Annotated in this window: 13 protein-coding genes; 10 read left to right on the forward strand and 3 right to left on the reverse strand. The window is 66.6% G+C overall.

Annotated features, from left to right (window positions below):
- Positions 1-126: 126 nt before the first annotated feature.
- The 3 genes from AC5P6A_RS02970 to grxC form a co-directional block, all read right to left on the reverse strand.
- Positions 127-1,131, reverse strand: a complete 1,005-nt coding sequence (locus AC5P6A_RS02970; protein ID WP_058980324.1) for an isocitrate dehydrogenase — start codon at positions 1,129-1,131, stop codon at positions 127-129.
- A gap of 325 nt (positions 1,132-1,456) precedes the next feature.
- Positions 1,457-1,849, reverse strand: a complete 393-nt coding sequence (locus AC5P6A_RS02975; RefSeq protein ID WP_005408260.1) for a carboxymuconolactone decarboxylase family protein — start codon at positions 1,847-1,849, stop codon at positions 1,457-1,459.
- Positions 1,846-2,136 (reverse strand): glutaredoxin 3, encoded by a 291-nt coding sequence (gene grxC / locus AC5P6A_RS02980; protein WP_019659535.1) that lies wholly within the window; start codon positions 2,134-2,136, stop codon positions 1,846-1,848. Before grxC ends, AC5P6A_RS02975 begins: the two co-directional genes overlap by 4 nt.
- Before the next feature lie 142 nt (positions 2,137-2,278).
- Between grxC and AC5P6A_RS02985 the strand changes: the two genes are divergently transcribed.
- The 10 genes from AC5P6A_RS02985 to lpxH all read left to right on the forward strand — a co-directional run bounded on the left by AC5P6A_RS02985 (position 2,279) and on the right by lpxH (position 19,115).
- The gene (locus AC5P6A_RS02985; RefSeq protein ID WP_164144128.1) at positions 2,279-3,925 is read left to right on the forward strand and encodes a M48 family metalloprotease; all 1,647 of its coding nucleotides are present in this window, start codon (positions 2,279-2,281) and stop codon (positions 3,923-3,925) included.
- Positions 3,926-4,042: 117 nt separating this feature from the next.
- Positions 4,043-4,732, forward strand: coding sequence for a phosphate regulon transcriptional regulator PhoB (gene phoB / locus AC5P6A_RS02990; protein ID WP_005408258.1), 690 nt, complete (start codon positions 4,043-4,045; stop codon positions 4,730-4,732).
- 106 nt (positions 4,733-4,838) lie between these two features.
- Positions 4,839-6,170 carry a phosphate regulon sensor histidine kinase PhoR gene (phoR, locus tag AC5P6A_RS02995; RefSeq protein WP_346714630.1) on the forward strand — a complete coding sequence of 444 codons (1,332 nt, stop codon included), beginning with the start codon at positions 4,839-4,841 and terminating at the stop codon, positions 6,168-6,170.
- 4 nt (positions 6,171-6,174) lie between these two features.
- Positions 6,175-8,262, forward strand: coding sequence for a polyphosphate kinase 1 (ppk1, locus tag AC5P6A_RS03000; protein ID WP_019659538.1), 2,088 nt, complete (start codon positions 6,175-6,177; stop codon positions 8,260-8,262).
- Between the two features lie 170 nt (positions 8,263-8,432).
- Positions 8,433-9,959, forward strand: coding sequence for an exopolyphosphatase (gene ppx, locus AC5P6A_RS03005; RefSeq protein WP_019659539.1), 1,527 nt, complete (start codon positions 8,433-8,435; stop codon positions 9,957-9,959).
- A gap of 303 nt (positions 9,960-10,262) precedes the next feature.
- Positions 10,263-13,232: a TonB-dependent receptor domain-containing protein gene (locus AC5P6A_RS03010; RefSeq protein WP_227844981.1), complete on the forward strand. Its 2,970-nt coding sequence runs from the start codon at positions 10,263-10,265 to the stop codon at positions 13,230-13,232.
- Positions 13,233-13,569: 337 nt separating this feature from the next.
- On the forward strand, positions 13,570-16,494 hold the full coding sequence (locus AC5P6A_RS03015; protein ID WP_227844982.1) for a TonB-dependent receptor domain-containing protein: 2,925 nt from the start codon (positions 13,570-13,572) through the stop codon (positions 16,492-16,494).
- A 143-nt stretch (positions 16,495-16,637) separates the two neighbouring features.
- Positions 16,638-17,783, forward strand: a complete 1,146-nt coding sequence (locus tag AC5P6A_RS03020) for a glycosyltransferase family 4 protein (RefSeq protein ID WP_346714629.1) — start codon at positions 16,638-16,640, stop codon at positions 17,781-17,783.
- Positions 17,764-18,303, forward strand: a complete 540-nt coding sequence (locus AC5P6A_RS03025; RefSeq protein ID WP_010483928.1) for a phosphatase PAP2 family protein — start codon at positions 17,764-17,766, stop codon at positions 18,301-18,303. Before AC5P6A_RS03020 ends, AC5P6A_RS03025 begins: the two co-directional genes overlap by 20 nt.
- Positions 18,304-18,368: 65 nt before the next feature.
- The gene (lpxH, locus tag AC5P6A_RS03030) at positions 18,369-19,115 is read left to right on the forward strand and encodes a UDP-2,3-diacylglucosamine diphosphatase (RefSeq protein WP_019659544.1); all 747 of its coding nucleotides are present in this window, start codon (positions 18,369-18,371) and stop codon (positions 19,113-19,115) included.
- Positions 19,116-19,198 lie beyond the last annotated feature (83 nt).

A 19,198-nucleotide genomic window follows, 5' to 3' on the forward strand; every position in this document is an offset into this window, starting at 1 on the left:
CATCCTGTTGGTCAAATCCCGCGATTGAACACGTAGACGGGCCGTACAAGGACGGCCCGTCTTCAACGCTCCGCGTCCCCGACTGGACGTCGCCCGAGGGCGATCTCCAGCCGGAATGCCAGCCGCTTACAGGCGGCTGGCGATGGCCCGGGCAAAGCTCATGGTGGTACCGGTACCGCCCAGGTCGCCGGTCAGCGAATCCTTGGCTTCCATGGTCGCCACGATGGCCTTGCGCAGGCGTTCGGCGTTTTCCGGCTGGCCAATGTGGTCCAGCATCTGCGCGGCTGCCAGCAGCAGCGCGCACGGATTGGCCTTGCCCTGGCCGGCGATGTCCGGCGCGGTGCCGTGCACGGCTTCGAAGATCGCCGCGTCCTTGCCGATGTTGGCACCCGGGGCCAGGCCCAGGCCGCCGACCAGGCCGGCGCACAGGTCGGAGATGATGTCGCCGAACAGGTTGGTGGTGACGATCACGTCGAACTGTTCCGGACGCATCACCAGCTGCATGCAGCAGTTGTCGACGATCATTTCTTGGAATTCGATGTCCGGGTACTGCGCGGCCACTTCACGGGCGACGTTCAGGAACAGGCCCGAGGTCGACTTGATGATGTTGGCCTTGTGCACGGCGGTGACCTTCTTGCGGCCGGTGCTCTTGGCCAGCTCGAAGGCGTAGCGCACGATGCGCTCGGAGCCCTTGCGGGTGATGCGGGTGCCGGAGAACGCGGTCTCGCCGTCGGCAGACACTTCCTGGCCTTCGGCCAGGTAGGCACCTTCGGTGTTCTCACGAACGGTGATCAGGTCGACGTTGTCGAAACGCGACTTGGTGTTCGGGAAGGTGTGGGCCGGACGCACGTTGGCGTACAGATCGAAATGGCGGCGCAGGCTGACGTTGATCGAGGTGAAGCCACCACCGACCGGGGTGGTCAGCGGGCTCTTCAGCGCGACCTTGTTGCGCGCGATCGATTCCAGGGTCACCGCCGGCATCAGGTCGCCGTGCTTTTCCAGGGCCACCAGGCCGGCGTCGGCGTCTTCGTACTCCAGGCCAGTCTTGAGCTGGTCGAGCACGAACAGGGTGGCGTCCATGATTTCCGGGCCAATGCCGTCGCCGCGGATGACCGTAATTTTCTGCGTCATTGATCGATGTTCCGAACAGGGGGAAAAACGCCGTCCGGACGTGCCCGGAAACGCCGGCGCAAAGGAAGTTTCACCGGCAATTATGCCTGAGCCGGGGCCGAGGTCCCAAATAGACCATGGTCCCAGTCCCCGGCTCAGGCAGAATTGCCCGCGCATTCCACCTTATCCCCGCGCCTGTCGGCGCGCCCCCCTTGAACAACAAGGGGGCTCCTGGACTGTTGGATTGCGGGGAAGGCCCCCTTGCAGGTCCGGTAGTGCCGGCCGCTGGCCGGCAACCCCGGCCATGCCGGATTCAGGCGATGCCGGCCCGCGGCCAGCACGCCCCTCAGTGCTCGTGCGCGGCTGGCGCGGCGGCGCCGCCTTCGAGCTGGTCGAGGAAGTCGACCGCGCGGCGCAGGTGCGGGATCACGATGGAACCGCCGACCACCAGGCCGACCGAGAAGGTCTCGAAGAACTCTTCGCGGGTCACCCCGGCGTCCTTGCACTGGGCCACGTGGTAGCTGATGCAGTCGTCGCAGCGCAGCACCATCGAAGCCACCAGGCCCAGCAGTTCCTTGGTCTTCACGTCCAGCGCGCCGGCCTGATAGGTCTGCGTGTCCAGCGCGAAGAAGCGCCGCACCACCTGGTTCGGTTCGCCCAGGATGCGTTCGTTCATGCGCTTGCGGAAGTCGGTGAACTCGGCGATGCGGTCCTTGCTGCCGTCGTCGGCCGCGCTCATGCCTGACCCTGCCCGGCCAGCAGCGGCTCGAGCTTGCCTTCACGGTGCAGGGCCATCATGTCGTCGTAGCCGCCGACATGGACGTCGCCGACGAAGATCTGCGGCACGCTGGTACGGCGGGTCTTGGCCACCATCTTCTCCCGCTCGGCCGGGTCCAGGTCGATGCGGACCTCGGTCCACTGCTGGCCCTTGCTCTTCAGGAAGTTCTTGGCGGCCACGCAGTACGGGCAGACGGCGGTGGAATAGATGGTGATGGCGGGGGCACCGCCGGCGGTCTGGGCTGTCACGGGAAACTCCACGATGGATCGACGGTCTACATATGGTACCGGTGCGCTGGAATTTCCACGCCACGGCCGCAACACTGTGGATTAACGAATGGTTGCCCCCTGCCCTGCCACGCTTGGCGCGCCCCGCCCGAGGACCCCCTGCTTGCGAGCCCTGCTGCTGACTACCGCCGTCACCCTGGCCCTGGCCGTGCCGCTGGCCCAGGCCCAGGAGAAGCTGCCCGACATCGGCTCCTCGGCCGGTGAGCTGCTGACCCCGGCCCGCCAGGCCGAGTACGGCGCGATGATGCTGCGCGAGCTGCGCAACTATGGCTACCTGCTGGACGACCCGCTGGTGAACGACTGGCTGCAGACCATGGGTACCCGGCTCGGCTCCAACAGTGACCAGCCACGGCAGCCCTATACCTTCTTCGTGATGAAGGACCGGCAGATCAACGCCTTCGCCACCCTCGGCGGCTACATCGGGGTCAATGCCGGCCTGGTGCTGACCGCCGAGCGCGAGGACGAGGTGGCCGCGGTGCTGTCCCACGAAATCGCCCACGTTACCCAGCAGCACGTGCTGCGCGGGGTAGAGCGCGCCCAGCGCGACCAGATCCCGATCCTGCTGGGCATGCTGGCGGCGGTGGTGGCCGCGCAGGCCAGCAACAGCACGTCCTCCGGCAACGCGACCATGGCCGCGATCAGTTCCGGCATGGGCCTGATGCAGCAGCGGCAGATCAACTACACCCGTTCCAACGAGTCCGAGGCCGACCGCCTCGGCATCCGCACGCTGTCGCGCAGCGGCTACGACGTGGATGCCATGGCCGGCTTCTTCGAACGGATGGCATCGGCGATGCGCGGCAACGAAGGCGGCTACAGCGTGCCCGAGTTCCTGCGCACCCACCCGGTCAACATCACCCGCATCAGCGAGGCCAAGGCCCGCGCCGAGCAGATGAAGAAGGACACGGTGCTGCTGACCACCACCACCCCCAGCGGCGAGCGCAGGGAGCGCGTGGACCCGGCCGACCCCAGCCTGGCCGAGCCCCTGCTGCGCGGAAACAACCCGCTGCTGCCCAGCAACGTGCTGCGCATCCCGATGGGCCAGCTCAGCCGCGGCGCCAGTGGCGACTTCGACTGGGCGCGCGAGCGCCTGCGCGTGCTCAGCGCGGACTCCGCGCCCGAGCTGGAACGCGAGTATGCCGACCTGGCCAAGCGCCAGAAGGACGGCCTCAACGATGCCCAGCGCTATGGCCAGGCGCTGGCTGTGATGCGCGGCGGTCGCGCCGGCGCCACCCAGGCCCGGCAGACCCTGGCCGGCCTGCTGCAGGGCCGGCCGGACAACCTGTGGCTGGCGCTGGCGCTGGGCGAAGCGGAGTCACGGGCCGGCCAGGCCGCCCAGGCCAACAGCCGCTTCGAGCAGTTGCTGCGCCAGCACCCCAACAGCCGCCCGGTGGCACTGACCTATGCCGAGATCCTGAACGAACAGGGTACCCGCGAGGCCGGCCAGCGCGCGCAGGCCATGCTGCGGCCCCTGCTGTCGCAAAGCGGTAACGATCCGGTCTTCCAGCAGCGATATGCCCGCGCCAGCGAGCTGGCCGGCGACAGCGTGCGTGCCAGCGAGGCCTATGCCGAGGCGGCCTTCCTCAGCGGACGGCCGGAGCAGGCGCTGCTGCAGTTGCAGGCGCTCAAGCGCAACCCGGCACTGGATTACATCGGCCGTGCGCGGGTTGACGCGCGCATCGAATCGATCACCCCGACCGTGCTGGAGCTGCGCCGCCAGGGTGTGCAGGATCCGGACCTGGACCGGCGCTGAGCGCTGCATGACCGGCCGATGGCAGTCCCAGCCGGTTCCAGGCCGGGTAGTCACAAACATGTCATCAAACCGTAGTCTACTGGCACCACTCCAGTAACCGAGCCCTACGGTGTCCTCGTGCAGAAACGCATCCTGATCGTCGATGACGAGCCCGCGATCCGTGAAATGGTCGCCTTCGCCCTTCGCAAGGGCGATTACGAACCGGTCCACGCCGGCGATGCCCGGGAGGCCCAGACTGCGATCGCCGACCGCGTCCCCGACCTGATCCTGCTGGACTGGATGCTGCCCGGTACGAGTGGCCTGGACCTGGCCCGTCGCTGGCGCAAGGAAACGCTGACCCGCGAAGTGCCGATCATCATGCTGACCGCGCGCGGTGAAGAGAACGACCGCGTTGGCGGCCTTGAAGCCGGCGTCGACGACTATGTGGTCAAGCCGTTCTCGGCGCGCGAACTGCTGGCCCGCATCCGCGCGGTGATGCGCCGCGCCCGCGAGGACGACGAGGACGGCAGCGTGGCGGTCGGCCCGATCCGCATCGATGGCGCGGCGCATCGCGTATTCGCCAATGACCAGCCGGTGCCGATCGGCCCGACCGAATACCGCCTGCTGCACTTCTTCATGACCCACCCGGAGCGCGTCTATACCCGCGCCCAGCTGCTGGACCATGTGTGGGGCGGCAGCGTGTACGTGGAGGAGCGCACCATCGACGTGCACATCCGCCGCCTGCGCAAGACGCTGGAACCGTTCAACGCCGAGAACATGGTGCAGACCGTGCGCGGCGCCGGCTACCGTTTCTCCACTGCCACCTGAGTCTCGTCGTGCCGGCGCCAAGCACCTGCGGGTGCCGGCGCCGGCAACTCTGCTATAACCCTCGGTTCACCCCAGTGAACCGCCGCACCTCAACGACGAGATCGCAATGCCCCGCCACATCCGCTCTGCCTGGTTGAAGACCCTGGCCACCGTTGCCGCGGTGCTGCTGTTCGCCGGACTGGTGGGGTGGCTCTCGGGGCATCTGTGGCTGTGCATCGCACTGGGCGCGCTGGCCACCCTGGCCTGGCACTACTGGCGGCTGCGCAGCGTGCTGCGGCGGCTGACCGCGCGCCAGCGCTGGGACACCGCCGAGGAAGGCAGCGGCGTCTGGAACGAGCTGGACCGCCTGCTGTACCGCAACCAGGTGGAAATGCGCGTACGCAAGCGCCGCCTGCTGGACATGCTGCGCAGCTACCGCGCCGCTGCCGCCGCGCTTCCCGATGCGGTGGTGGTGCTGGACCGCAACAGCCAGCGCGTGCAGTGGTTCAACGAAGCGGCTACCGCCCTGCTCGGCCTGCACCATCCCGGCGACCTTGGCGAGGCCCTGGTCGAACGCCTGCAGCCAATGCCGCTGGCGCACTGGCTGGCCGGTGGCCGCAACGCCGAGCCGATCCTGGACGTGCCCTCGCCGGTCGACCCGGCGATCCGCCTGAACCTGCGCCTGATTCCCTATTCGTCGGATTACTGGCTGCTGATCGCGCGTGACGTCAGCAAGCTGCTTCGCCTGGAACAGGTGCGCCGCGACTTCGTGGCCAATGTTTCACACGAACTGCGCACGCCGCTCACCGTGGTCCACGGCTACCTGGACATGATGGACCCGGAGGATTTCCCGGGAACCGGATCGATGCTGGAGGAAATGCGCAAGCAGAGCCAGCGCATGGCCCAGCTGGTGGAAGACCTGCTGACGCTGTCGCGCCTGGAATCGCAGGAACACAGCGAGGAAGAGACCGTGGCCATGCAGCCGATGCTGGCAACCCTGCGCCGCGAGGCCGAAGCGCACAGCCAGGGCCGCCACCAGATCAGCATCGACGATCTGGCCGGCGTCGACCTGCAGGGCTCGACCAAGGAGCTGCACAGCGCCTTCTCCAACCTGGTCACCAACGCGGTGCGCTACACCCCGGCCGGTGGCCGCATCGCGGTGGAGTTCCGCCGCGAGGGCGACGGCGCCGTGCTGGCCGTGCGCGATTCCGGCTACGGCATTCCCGCCACGCACCTGCCGCGCCTGACCGAACGCTTCTACCGGGTTTCCAGCAGCCGCTCACGCGAGAGTGGCGGTACCGGACTGGGCCTGTCGATCGTCAAGCACATCCTCGGCCTGCACCACGCACGGCTGGAGATCGAAAGCGAAGTCGGCAAGGGCTCGGTGTTCTCCTGCCATTTCGATGCCGACCACGTGCGCCCGCGCGAGTCCGCCCCCCTGACCTCCATCGAAGAATGACGCCATGAGCAGCCTCGGATCCCTCCCCCTCCCCGTGAGCCCGGACAACGATCCGTTGCGCGACCCGGCGCTGTACATCAACCGTGAGCTGTCGCAGCTGGATTTCAACTTCCGCGTGCTGGCCCAGGCGATGGACCCGCAGGTGCCGCTGCTGGAGCGCCTGCGCTTCATGTGCATCTCCTGCACCAACCTCGACGAGTTCTTCGAGATCCGCGCCGCCGCCGTGCGCCACGCGCAGGAATTCGGCCTGCCGCCGGCACCGGACGGGATGAGCCCGCAGGCCATCCTCAGCGCCATTCATGACCGCGCCGCCGAACTGGTGGACCAGCAGTACCGCTGCTGGAACGAGACGCTGCGCCCGGCGCTGATGGACGCCGGCATCGGCGTGCTCGGCCGCCATTCCTGGACCGATCGACAGAGGCGCTGGCTGCGCGCCTATTTCCGCAACGAGATCATGCCGGTGCTGTCGCCGCTGGGCCTGGACCCGGTGCATCCGTTCCCGAAGATCCTCAACAAGTCGCTGAATATCGTGGTGGTGCTCAAAGGCACCGACGCGTTCGGCCGCGCCGGCCACCTGGCCATCGTGCGTGCGCCGCGCTCACTGCCGCGCATCATCCAGCTGCCGGAAAAGCTGGGCGGATCACAGAATTTCGTGTTCCTGTCGTCGGTGCTGTCCACCTTCGTCGATGAGCTGTTCCCGGGCATGGAAGTCCAGGGCGCCTACCAGTTCCGCGTTACCCGCAACTCCGAGCTGGTGGTGGATGAGGAGGAAGTGGAAAACCTGGCGCTGGCGCTGCGCGACGAGCTGGTGGACCGCGGCTACCGGCCGGCGGTGCGCCTGGAGATCGCCCACGACATGCCGCGTGAGATCGTGCGCACCCTGCTGCAGAATTTCGGCCTGACCGAGAACGCGGTCTACCGCATTGATGGCCCGGTCAACCTCAACCGCATCATCCAGCTGTACGACCTGATCGCGCAGCCGGACCTGAAGTACCCGCCGATGACCCCGCGCACCCTGCGCGACAGCGACGGCATCTTCGAGACAGTGACACGCCAGGACCTGCTGCTGCACCATCCGTTCGATGCCTTCACCGCGGTGCTGGACCTGATCCGGCAGGCGGCGATCGATCCGAACGTGCTGGCGATCAAGCAGACCCTGTACCGCACCGGCAAGGATTCGCTGATCGTCGATGCACTGATCCAGGCCGCGCGCAACGGCAAGGACGTGACCGTGGTGGTTGAACTGCGCGCGCGCTTCGACGAGGAAGCCAACCTGGGCCTGGCCGATCGCCTGCAGGAGGCCGGCGTGCAGGTGGTGTACGGCGTGGTCGGCTACAAGACCCACGCCAAGATGCTGCTGATCGTGCGCCGCGAAGGCCGCAAACTGCGCCGCTATGTACACCTGGGCACCGGCAACTACCACAGCGGAACCGCCCGCGCGTACACCGACATCAGCCTGATCACGGCTGACCCGGACATCGGCAACGACGTGCACCTGCTGTTCCAGCAGCTGTCCGGCCTCGCCTCGAAGATGAAGCTCAAGCGCCTGCTGCAGTCGCCCTTCACTCTGCATACCGGCATCCTCGGCCGCATCGAGCGCGAGACGCGCATCGCCGCCGCCGGCCGCCCCGCGCGGATCATCGCCAAGATGAACGCGTTGAACGAACCGCAGGTGGTGCGCGCCCTGTACGCGGCCTCGCAGGCCGGCGTGCAGATCGACCTGATCATCCGCGGCGCCTGCACCCTGCGCCCGGGTGTGCCGGGCATCTCGGACAACATCCGCGTGCGCTCGATCGTCGGCCGCTTCCTGGAACACAGCCGCGTCTACTGGTTCGGCAACGACGGCGCTCCGGAAATGTACTGCGCCAGCGCCGACTGGCTGGAGCGCAACCTGCTGCGCCGGGTCGAGACCTGCTTCCCGATCCTCGACCCGGAGCTGGCCAAGCGGGTCTATCGCGAAGTGCTGCAGAACTACCTGGACGACAATCTCAACGCCTGGGAACTGGATGCCGACGGCATCTACCACAAGCGCGCGCCGGCGCACGACGAAGCGCCGCATTCCGCGCAGATGGCATTGATGCAGGGGCTGTAGTCCTGCCCCGGTGGATCCCGACCGCTGGTCGGGATTCGATCAGTGCCGACCAACGGTCGGCACCCACCCACAGCGGGATCTGACCCCTTGCCATCGTGCTGCACGCCTCCTTCCAAAATGTGAAGGCCGCGCGGTGACGAGCACACCGCCCCTTCGGCTAACATTCGTCCATGCCGCATACCACCACGACTCCGCCCGCATTGCAGGATGGCGACCTGCTGGCCGCCATCGACCTTGGCTCCAACAGTTTCCACATGGTCATCGCGCGCTACACGCTCGGTCAGCTGCGGGTGATCGACCGCCTGCGCGAGACGGTGCGCATGGCCGATGGCCTGGATGGCAAGGGTGGTCTCTCTTCCGCTGCACGCCAACGTGCCCTGGAATGCCTGGCCCGCTTCGGCCAGCGCATCCGCAATGTGCCGCCGCACCGGGTGCGTGCGCTGGCCACCAACACCGTGCGCCAGCTGCGCTCGCCGCAGTCGTTCCTGGTTCCCGCCGAAACCGCGCTCGGGCATGCCATCGAAGTGGTCAGCGGTCGCGAAGAAGCGCGCCTGATCTACCTGGGCGTGGCCCATGCGCAACCACCCAAGCCCGGCCAGCGCCGGCTGGTGATCGATATCGGCGGCGGCTCCACGGAATTCATCATCGGCATGGGCATGCAGACCCTGGAGCGCGAAAGCCTGCAGGCCGGCTGCATCGCCAGCACACGGCGTTTCTTCCCTGGCGGCAAGCTGAGCAAGAAGCGCTGGAAGGATGCGCTGGCCGAGATCGGCCGTGAGTTCCAGCCCTTCGCCAGCAAGTACCGTGCGCTGGGCTGGCAGGAAGCCCTGGGTTCTTCAGGCACGCACAAGGCGATCAGCGAGATCTGCGCAACGATGAAGCTGAGCAAGGGCGCGATCACCGCCGAGGCCCTGCCGCAGCTGCGCGATGAACTGCTGAAGGCGAAGAAGATCGACGACATCCAGCTGCCCGGGTTGTCCAGCGACCGCCGCCCGATCATCGCCGGCGGGATCCTGGTACTGGAAGCCGCGTTCCAAGCGCTGGGCCTGCAGAAACTGCTGGTGAGCAAGGCCGCGATGCGCGAAGGCATCCTGTATGACATCGTCGGCCGCGCCGGCGAGAACGACCTGCGTGATGAATCGGTGGCCGCACTCAGCCAGCGCTACGGCATCGATACCGTGCAGGCCGAGCGGGTGCAGGAGACCGCGCTGTCGCTGCTGGAACAGGTGCAGGATCGCTGGAGGCTCGATGCCGACGATGCGCGCATGCTCGGCTGGGCCGCGCGCCTGCACGAGCTGGGCCTGATGATCGCGCACAGCGGCTACCACGTGCACGGCAGCTATGTGCTGGAGCACTCGGATATCGCCGGCTTCTCGCGCCAGGAGCAGCAGATGCTGGCCGCGCTGGTGCGCAGCCACCGCCGCAGCGTAACCAAGACCGCCTTCGACGCCCTGCCCGAGCGCCTGCTGCTGACCGCACGCCGGCTGGCCGCCCTGCTGCGCCTGGCGGTGCTGCTCAACCGTGCCCATGAGGACGATCCGCTGCCGGCACTGGAACTGACCGCCGACGACAACCGCCTGTCGCTGATCGTGCCGCAGGCCTTCATCGATGCCCGGCCGCTGCTGCGCGCGGACCTGATCGGCGAGACCGATGGCATCGCCGGGCTGGGCATCCAGTTCCGGCCGTTCGTGGCCTGAGCGCCGCGCCCCCACGAGGGGAGTAGGTCACACACCGTTACAGTTGGCGCACGTGCCCCGCATAGATCTGCTGCGATGCAGCAGATCATGTCGAGCAAGCGCATTCAGCGTGACCGCTAAGCGACTGCTTTTGTTGAGCTTTCGTGAAATCTGATGAAGAAAGCTGGTACAAACCGACATATCCTCTTTACAGAGACTTAACCAACGAGACTACTATCGGGTCATCGGTCCGCTTGTCGGCGGCCGATTTCTTCGACGCCCTTTTTGGCGTCCCTGCAAGACCTTAGAGAGAGAGAGCTCGTCATGACTTCACGTACTACCCCCCTGGGGCAGGCCATCCGCTACGCCCTGGCAACCACGGCGGCGCTGGCCGCCCTGCCTGCGTTCGCCCAGAGTGGCGGCACCGCCGCGCCGACCACCCTGGATCGCATCGAGATCACTGGCTCGCGCATCCGCCAGGTGGACGTGGAGACCGCACAGCCGGTCCTGGCACTGAGCCGGCTGGACATCGAGCGCCAGGGCTTCAGCTCGGTGGCCGACATCCTGCAGAACGTCACCGCGATGGGCAGCCCGGCGATCAGCCGTGCCAACGCGCTGAGCGCTGGCGAGAACACCGGCGGCACCTATATCGACATGCGCAACCTGGGCGCGCAGCGCACCCTGGTGCTGGTCAATGGCAAGCGTCTGGGCATCAGCACCTCCGGCTACCAGGACGTGTCCTCGCTGCCGGTGTCTGCGGTGGAGCGCATTGAAGTGCTGAAGGACGGCGCCTCGGCCATCTACGGTTCCGACGCGATGGCGGGCGTGATCAACATCATTACCCGCTCCAACGTCAACGGCGTGACCGCCAATGTCTACCACGGCCAGTACAGCGAAGGCGACGGTGCCCGTGACCGCTTCGATGTGGTCGGCGGCTGGAGCAACGATCGCGTGTCGCTGACCCTGGCACTGGAGCACTCCGAAGAAAAGAGCGTCTGGGCAAAGGACCGCTGGTTCAGCAAGTACGGCGTGAGCGACCGCCACCCGAACGACGCCTCCAACTGGACCACGCTGAGCCAGTGGGGCCAGGTTACCGGCCTGAAGGGCGGCCCGGGCTGCACCAACGCCACCCAGGGGTGTGGCTACTCGCTCAACCGCGGCGCTGACCCGACCAACCCGGCCAACTACCACCTGACCGACGCAACCCCGTTCACCGGCGACGTCAGCAACGCCAACGAACAGATGCACGTCATGTATCCGCTCAAGCGTGATTCGGTGTACTTCGACGGTCGCTTCAAGATCACCGACCAGGTCAACCTGCGCACCGAATTCGGCTACAACAAGCGTTCGGCCGAGCGCCAGATTGCAGGCTACCCGCTGCAGTCCAGCTCGGTGTCCATCTCCGGTGACCCGACCGCCACCGGCCTGATGTCCAAGGACAGCTACTTCAACCCGTTCGGCACCCAGCACGGCTATGCCAGGCCAACCGACGTGGCCTGGAACCGCCGCACCTGGGAAATCCCGCGCGTGAGCACCAGCGAACTGAAGACCTACCGTGCGGTAGTGTCGCTGGATGGCAGCTTCGAGATCGGCCAGCGCTACTTCGACTGGGACGTGGGCTACCAGTACAACCGCAACGAGCTGACCGCCACCGCCACCGGCAACCTGCACAAGAAGCGCGTGCGTGACGCCGTGGGCCCGTCGTTCCTGGATCCGGCCACCGGCAAGGTGATGTGTGGCCGTCCGGGCGCGGTGATCAGCGGCTGCACGCCGTGGAACCCGCTGGTGCCCTACGGCAGAAACGATCCGAACGGACTGACCGGCAATGAAGAGCTGATGGCCTGGCTGTTCCCGGCGGAGCACACCACCGGCCGGACCACCACCAAGAACGCGTTCGCCAATCTGTCCGGCAGCATCCTGACCCTGCCGGCCGGCGACCTGGGCTTCGCCTTCGGTGTGGAAAGCCGAAAGGAAGATGGCCGCTACACCCCCGACGCTCTCGCCCAGACCGGTGCCACCACCAACCTGGCCGCTGGCCCGACCGGTGGCAGCTACAACGTGAAGGAAGCCTACCTGGAACTCAACGTGCCGGTGCTGGCCGACCTGCCCGGCGCACGCGAGCTGAGCTTCAATGCCGCTACCCGCTACTCCAAGTACAACACCTTCGGCAACACGCTCAACAGCAAGTTCGGCTTCAAGTGGAAGCCGATCGACCAGCTGCTGGTCCGTGGTACCTGGGCCGAGGGCTTCCGCGCACCGACCATCAACGATCTGTACGGTGGTGGTTCGGAAACCTTCGCGCAGTTCAGCGACCCGTGCGACACCGTGTTCGGCTCGGCCAAAGGCAGTGCCGAAGTCCGCGCACGGTGCGCACGTGACATCGCCGATGCAGCCAACTTCCGCCAGCTGAAGCAGGGCAACACGCCGGTAACCACGGCGCAGGATGCCACCCCGACGCCGTTCGTGTCCGGCTCCAACCCGCTGCTGGTTCCGGAGACCTCGACCAGCAAAACGCTGGGCCTGGTGTGGAGCCCGACCTTCCTCAGCAACTTCAACGTGGCGCTGGACTGGTGGAAGATCCGCATCGACAACACCATCGTCGGTGACAGCCCCAACCAGATCCTGAAGGATTGCTATGAGCAGGGCATCGAATCGCGCTGCAGCCGCTTCACCCGCGATCCGTCCAACGGCATCGTCACCGGCCTGAAGTTCGGCAACCGCAATGCCGGTTTCGCCGAGACCGAGGGCTACGACCTGGATGTCAGCTATCGCGTCGACACCGGCTACGGCAAGCTGAGCGCAGGTTGGACCAGTACCTATGTGAGCAAGAACGTCTACCGCTCCACCAATGATGTCCGCGATGCGATCACGCCGATCAACGGCGTTGCCAACACCATCGGCACCGCTACCAGCCTTGCGTTCCGCGTGCGCTCGAACCTGGTGCTGGGCTGGGATGTGGGTGACTTCGGCGTCAGCTGGACGGCACGCTACTACTCCGGTGTGAAGGAGCGCTGCCTCAACGCCTCGCGGTATGCCGACGAATGCTCCGATCCGACCTTCCTGGCCCCGTGGCTGAAGTCGCCGACCGCCTACAACGAGCGCGGCGCGGTGACCTTCCACGACGTGCAGTTCCGCTACAACCTGCCGTGGGAGGCAACCGTGTCGGTGGGCGCCAACAATGTGTTCGGCAAGGAAGCGCCGGTGATGTACAGCAAGCCGAACTCGTCGTTCTCCTACTACGGTGGCTACGACATCGGTCGTTTCATGTACATGAAGTACCAGCAGCGCTTCTGATCCATCCACGCTGTTGAAGCTCGACGACCACGGCCCTTCGGGGCCGTGGTTTTTTTCTGCCTCCGCGCAGACTGTCGCTTTCCACATTGACCTTGATGCGTTCAATCAGGGGCACGGTCCTCTGATCTGCTTCCGCCGCACGGCCACTGTTTGCAGCAATCGATTGATTTACTTCTGCTTTGTGCAGAAGCGTCACGACTGTCTACGGTGCTTTCGTCGTTTGCCCATACGTCTCCACGCCCGTCTTCACTAGGTTCGAACGTCCACCACCGCGGTGGCATTTACGCAGCCCCGCTTGGCTGTGTTCCGAAGACTTCGAAGACCGAGAGAGAGACCCATGACCATCCGTATTCCCGAACTGGGGTTGGCGATCCGTCGTGCACTGACGATGACGGCCACCACCGCACTGGCCGCCCCCGCATTCGCCCAGCATGCACCGGAAGCCACCACGCTGGACCGTATCGAGATCACCGGTTCGCGCATCCGCCAGGTCGACCTGGAAACCGCACAGCCGGTGCTGACCATCAGCCGCGCCGACATCGAGCGGCAGGGCTTCAATTCCGTCGCGGACATCCTGCAGAACCTGACCGCGACCGGCAGCCCCGCGCTCAGCCGCGCCAGCCCGCTCAGCAGTGGCGAAGCCTCCGGCGGCAGCTACGTGGACATGCGCGGGCTGGGGGCGCAGCGCACGCTGGTGCTGGTCAACGGCAAGCGCCTGGGCATGACCACTTCGGGTTACCAGGACATTTCCAGCATTCCCGCCGCTGCCGTGGAGCGCATGGAAGTGCTGAAGGACGGCGCTTCGGCCATCTACGGTTCCGACGCGATGGCCGGCGTGGTCAACATCATCACCCGGCGCAACGTCCAGGGCGTGGCGGCCAACGTCTACCACGGGCAGTTCAGCGAAGGTGACGGTGCGCGCACCCAGTACGACGTGGTTGCCGGCTGGTCGAACGACCGCGCCTCGATCAGCGTCGCCGCCGAGCATGTCGAAGAGAAGGGCGTATGGGCCAAGGACCGCGGCTTCAGCGCCTACAGCTACACCGATCGTCATCCGGACGATGGCTGGACCACGGTCGGCCAGTGGGGGCGCATCGTCGGCTTCAAGGGCCCGGGCTGCAGCAGCAGCCGTGGCTGCAGCTATTCCCTCGACCGCGGCAGCCAGCCGGGCGGGCCGGACAGTTTCCACCTCAGTGACAACACACCGTTCACCGGTGATGTCAGCAACAGCAACGAGCAGATGCACGTGCAGACACCGATCAAGCGCGATTCGCTCTTTGTCGACGCACGCATGGATATGAACGACCAGGTCCGCTTCAGTACGCAGCTGGCCTACAACCGGCGTACCACCACGCGCCAGGTCGCCGGCTATCCGTTCCAGTCCGCTGCGGCCGGCATCACGCCGATGTCCGCCGACAGCTGGTTCAACCCGTTCGGCAGCCACCACGGCTATGAACACCCAAGCGACGTGCACTGGAACCGCCGCACCTGGGAGATTCCGCGGGTCAGCATCAGCGAACTGACCACCTGGCAGGGTGTGGCCGCGTTTGAAGGCAGCTTCCAGTTCGTCGGTCGCGAGTTCGATTGGGAAGCCGGCTACCAGTACAACCGCAGCGAACTGGAGCAGCGTGCCACCGGCAACCTGCACAAGCAGCGCGTCGCCGATTCCACCGGCCCTTCGTTCTACAACCCGGCCACCGGCAAGGTGGAATGCGGTACACCGGAGGCACCGATTGCCGGCTGCAAGCCCTGGAATCCGCTGGTGCCGTATGGCCAGGATGACCCTTACGGCCTGACCGGCAACAGCGAACTGCAGGACTGGCTGTTCCCCGAGGAAATCACCCGTGGCAGAAACACCACCCGCAACCTGTTCGCCAGCCTCAGTGGAGGCCTTGCCACGCTGCCTGCGGGGGAACTGGGCTTCGCCCTGGGCGTGGAGAGCCGCCGCGAGGAGGGGCGCTTCATTCCCGACGCGCTGGCCCAGACCGGTGCCACCACCAACCTGGCGGCGGGCCCCACTGGAGGGGGTTACCGCGTCGACGAGGCCTACCTGGAGCTGAGCGTGCCGTTGCTGCACGACCTCCCCGGTGCACGCCAGCTGACCCTCGACGCGGCAACGCGCTACTCGGACTACACCACCTTCGGCGGAACCCTCAACAGCAAGTTCGGCGTGTCGTGGAAGCCGATCGACCAGCTGCTGGTCCGTGGCACCTGGGCGCAGGGCTTCCGTGCACCGACCATCGCGAATCTGTACGGTGGGGGTTCGCAGACCTTCACCACCGGCTTCCGTGACCCCTGCGATACGGTGTATGGCGCGGCCGCCAGCAGCCCGGAGGTGCGTGCACGCTGCGCCGCCGACATCGCCAATGCAGACAGCTACCGCCAGCTCGGCCAGGGCAATGAGCCGATCACCGGCAGCAGCGGGCAGACACCGCTGCCCTTCACCAACGGTTCCAATCCCGACCTGAAGCCGGAAACCTCTACCAGCCGCACCCTGGGCCTGGTGTGGAGCCCGACGTTTGCCGAAGGGCTGAACATCGCGCTGGACTGGTGGAAGATCCGCATCGACAACACCATTGTCGCCGACCACCCCAACGACATCCTCCGCGACTGCTACGAACTGGGCATCGCCGAGCGCTGCGGCAGCTTTACCCGCGACCCGGAGCTGGGCATCGTCAACACGCTCAGCTATGGCAGCCGCAACAGCGGTTTCCGCCAGGCCGAAGGCTATGACCTGGAGATCGGCCACAAGATCGAAACCTCCTGGGGCACGTTGAGCGCCGACTGGAAGACCACCTATGTGGTCGCTGCGGAGCAACGGACCACCAACGAGGCGGATGTACCGCCGATTCCCAGCAATGGCATCGCCACCGACGGTGGCATCGGCTTCCGCGTGCGCTCCAACGCATCGCTGGGCTGGGAACGCGGCAACCTCGGCCTGACCTGGGGCCTGCGCTACTTCTCTGCGGTCAAGGAGCGCTGCCTGGGCGTTGATGAGTATCCGAACGAGTGTTCGCACCCCGACCAGCGCGCACCATGGTTCAGCGGCAGCCGTGACTACAACCGTCGCGGATCGGTCACCTTCCACGACGTGCAGGCACGCTACAACCTGCCATGGGATGCGACCGTCTCGATCGGTGCCAACAATGTGTTCGGCCGCCAGGGTCCGGTCATGTACAGCCAGCCGAGCGCCAATTTCTCCTACTACGGTGGCTTCGACATTGGTCGTTTCATCTACATGAAATACCAGCAGCGCTTCTGATCCACCGCGCTTGCTGCAGCACCGCCACGGCCCTTCGGGGCCGTGGCTCCACGGCAACCGGACGGCCGTCATCCCGTGGTCGCAAAGCGGTCATATCCGCTACATCGCCAGGCCCGAGCATGCCGGAAACCCGGAGGCCCGCCATGCGCTATGCCATCGTCACCGAGACCTACCCGCCGGAAGTGAACGGCGTTGCCCTCACCGTGCAGGGCCTGGAGCAGGGACTGCGCACTTCCGGCCATGACATCGACCTGATCCGGCCACGCCAGACCAGCGAAGCGCTGGACTCGGCGCCAGGCACGCTGCTGGTTCCGGGTGCCGCATTGCCGCGCTACCCCGGCCTGCGCTTCGGCCTGCCTGCACCGATCCGGCTCAACCGCCACTGGCAGCAGCAGCGTCCCGATGCGGTCTACATCGCCACCGAAGGCCCGCTGGGCTGGTCGGCGCTGCGCACCGCGCGCCGCCTTGGCATTCCGGTCGCCAGTGGTTTCCACACCCGCTTCGACGATTACCTGCCCGACTACGGCGTGGCCTGGCTGCAGGCCGCGGCGATGCGCTGGATGCGCCGGTTCCACAACCAGGCCGATGCAACCCTGGTGCCCACCCGCGAACTGCAGCAGTTCCTTGTTGAACAGGGCTTCGACCGCGTGCGCCTGCTGGCGCGCGCGGTCGACAGCCAGCAGTTCGATCCCGGCCGGCGCGACCCGGCGCTGCGCGAGGAATGGGGCGTGGACGGCAATGGCCTGGTCGCGATCTACGTCGGCCGCATCGCCGCGGAAAAGAACCTTGGCCTGGCGGTGAGAGCCTTCCGACGCCTGCAGCAGATCCGGCCCAAAGCCCGCTTCGTATGGGTGGGCGATGGCCCAGCCCGCGAAAAACTGGCACATGAAAACCCGGATTTCATCTTCTGCGGCATCCAGCGCGGCGATGCGCTGGCCCGGCATTTCGCCAGCGGCGATCTGTTCCTGTTCCCCAGCCGCAGCGAGACCTTTGGCAACGTGACCCTGGAAAGCATGGCCAGCGGCCTGGCCACCGTCGCTTTCGACTATGGCGCGGCTCGCGAATACCTGCGTGACGGCGAGAACGGCGCGGCCGTGGAAAACGATGAGCAGTTCATCGAGGCAGCCGTGCAGCTGGCCGCCGATGATGCACGGCGCCGCGAGTTGGGCAGCAGCGCCGCGCGTGCGATGAAGCGCCTGCATCCACAACAGGTGGTTACCGAATTCGATGCGCTGCTGGCCGAGCTGGCCCAGTCGCGGAGGAGCGGCCATGCGCACTACGCCGCTTGAGCTGCTGGCCGGCCGCGAAGCACGGCTGTGCCGCCGGGCCAACCACTACTGCCGGCGTCGCCGTGTGCGCCGGCTGTTCTCGGTCATCAGCCGGCTCGGCGATGGCGTGTTCTGGTACGTGCTGATGGGCGCACTGGTGCTGCTGGACGGCTTCGACGGACTGCGTGCATCGGTGCACATGGCCGCCACCGGGCTGGCCGCACTGCTGCTCTACAAAGGCCTCAAGCGCTGGACCCGACGCCCTCGCCCGTATGCGGCCGATCTGCGCATCCGCGCCTGGGTGGCGCCGCTGGACGAGTTCAGCTTCCCTTCCGGGCACACCCTGCACGCGGTGTCGTTCACCATCGTCGCGCTGGCCTACTACCCGTGGCTGGCACCGCTGCTGGTTCCCTTCACCTTCGGCGTCGCGCTGTCGCGGGTGGTACTGGGCCTGCACTACCCGTCCGATGTACTGGCCGCCACCGGCATCGCCATCCTGTTGGCCTCGGCCAGCCTGGCCTGGCTGCCTCTGCCGGTGTGATGGCCGCTGCACCGGCCGCGCGTGGCCCGGCGCTACCGTCATCGTTGATGGCCTAGAATGCAGGCATGACCACGCTGTTCATTTCCGACCTGCATCTGGACCCCAGCCGTCCGGAGATCACCGACCTGTTCCTGCGCTTCCTGCGCGACCAGGCGCCCGGCGCCGATGCGCTGTACATCCTGGGCGACCTGTTCGAGGCCTGGATCGGCGACGACACGCCCTCACCCGCCGCCGATGCGGTGGCCGACGCACTGAAGGCACTCTTCGACAGCGGCGTGCCGGTGTACTTCATCCGCGGCAACCGCGATTTCCTGCTCGGCGAGGACTATGCCCGCCGCGCCGGCCTGCGCATCCTGCCCGACCCCTGCGTGATCGAACTGTACGGCCGCCCGGTGCTGCTGCAGCACGGCGACCTGTTGTGCACCGACGACATTCCCTACCAGCAGTTCCGCGCGCAGACGCGCGACCCGGCATTCCAGGCGCAGTTCCTGTCGCAGCCGCTGGCCGCGCGCATCGCCTTCGCGCAGAAGGCGCGTGATGCCAGCCAGGCACGCCAGGCGGAAATGAAGCAGGGTGACCGCGCACAGTTCGAGACCGTCACCGACGTGGCCCCGGCCGAAGTCGATGCCACCTTCGTGCGCCACGGCGTGGATACGATGATCCATGGCCACACCCATCGCCCGGCGGTGCACACGCTGCAGGCCGGTGGACGCACCTGCACCCGCATCGTACTGGGCGACTGGTACGAACAGGGATCGGTGCTGCGCGTGGATGCCGGCGGCTGGTCGCTGGATACGCTCGCGCGCGAATGATGGATCGCAGGGTGCCAACCAGGGTTGGCATCTACCCGGGCAGGTGCACGCACCCGGGCAGACACCGCCCCTGGCCGGCGCCT

This window comes from Stenotrophomonas sp. YJH_SMC_20 (genome assembly GCF_059367845.1).